The sequence below is a fragment of the Janthinobacterium sp. GW822-FHT07A03 genome (assembly GCF_058798815.1).
In genome coordinates this window covers 1-1,520 of sequence record NZ_JBXAKW010000035.1, presented here as the reverse complement: position 1 = coordinate 1,520, position 1,520 = coordinate 1, and the positions used below count along the sequence as shown (strand labels likewise).

General features: G+C 53.1%; 1 protein-coding gene. It reads right to left on the bottom strand.

All coding sequences use genetic code 11. The annotated features are described in order from the left end of the window. Window positions 1–89: 89 nt before the first annotated feature. Complete coding sequence (locus AC1RJW_RS29655; protein WP_493048105.1) at window positions 90–1,439, bottom strand: transposase; 1,350 nt, start codon at window positions 1,437–1,439, stop codon at window positions 90–92. Window positions 1,440–1,520 lie beyond the last annotated feature (81 nt).

Below are 1,520 nucleotides of genomic sequence, written 5' to 3'. Positions count from 1 at the left end.
CCTATTGTGTTGAAAAACTCTTGGGCAAGACCTCTCACAAACCAATAAATGTACAGGAAAATTGTACGCAGTGGCGTTGCTGGGCTCGCTTAACGCATCACGAGTTTCACGCTCTGTCTTGGCGGCAGCAGCTTTTTGGCCATTCGCCGCAGATTTTGTGCCGTCGCTGCCAGCAGAAACTCATCGTGGGCACCACTAGGGCCGCGCAAGCGCAATTGGCCGAGTTTAAGGATGCGTTTGAGGTGGGCAAATAGCATCTCGACCTTTTTCCGTTCTCTACGCGATTGTCGATAAGCGTCGGTCTTACCAATGGCTCGTGCCACGTCGCGTGCAGGTTCATGTGGGCTACGATCGATCTTACGGATATCCATATTGGGACAGCATTTCGATTTGAGCTGGCAGGCCTGGCAGTCATACAGGCTGGCCCGATAGCGAAATGGGTTTTTCTGCTGGCTACGCTGAGCGGGTTTCAAGTACTTGCCAGCAGGGCAAACATAACGATTGTTTTCTCTATCGAAAATGAAATCGGTACGGCTGAAAGTGCCGTCGTGATGCTCGGATTTATCCCAGACAGGAACGTGCGGGGCGATCTTCTTTTCATCGACCAGCCATCCCAGCATTGCAGCCACACCGTAATTCGTATCGCCCACCAATCGCTGTGGCTTGATAGCGAACTTCTCCTCAACCCGGTTGATCATCGTTTTGGTCGCTTCGACCTCGGCTATCTTGTTGACGGCTGATGCCTCGACATCGACAATCATTCCCGCTTTCAAATCGATCAGGTAATTTGTTGAATAGGCAAAAATAGCCGGCCCTGCAGCGGCAGTCCAGGTTGCAGCCGGATCGGTCAGCGAGATTCTTTTGGGCGGCACTGGATTAGCTTGCTCCAGAGCTGCCAGATATTCTCGCACCGGTCGACTTGCCTGCTCGGGATTACCCCAATCGATAGCGGAATCGCCTGAACAGGAACGTTGCCGCTGGGCGTCAGCCTTGATCATGCTGGCGTCGGCTGCAAACCCTTCGCCCTGTACCAGGCCTTCTACCATGCAACGTCGAAGTACCGAATCGAATAGCTGGCGAAATGCATCGTGATCGCGAAAGCGGCCGTGTCTATTTTTGGAAAAACTTGAGTGATCCGGCACCTTGTCCTTCAGGCCCAGCCGGCAGAACCAGCGGTATGCCAGATTCATGCCGACTTCTTCGCACAACCTCCGCTCGGAACGTATGCCGTAGCAGTAGCCAATGATCAGCATGCGGGCCATTAACTCGGGATCGACTGATGGCCGACCAGTATGGCTATACGACTGAGCCAAGTTCTCGCGAAACTCGCTCAGGTCGAGGTAATGGTCCACCGCTCTCAGTAGATGGTCTTCGGGAACGTATTCGTTTAGACTAATCAACACGAACAGCTCCCGTTTGGTCTCCTGACGTCCCATCATCGCAGCCTCCGTCTTTTCTTTGCTTAGACAGCGGCAAATCGTGAAGATCGCCTGCTCAACTGGAGTTTTTCAACGCAATAG

Excerpts from the sequence above, each read along its gene's own strand:
- AC1RJW_RS29655 (WP_493048105.1), bottom strand. The coding sequence starts at position 1,439 with ATGATGGGACGTCAGGAGACCAAACGGGAGCTGTTCGTGTTGATTAGT.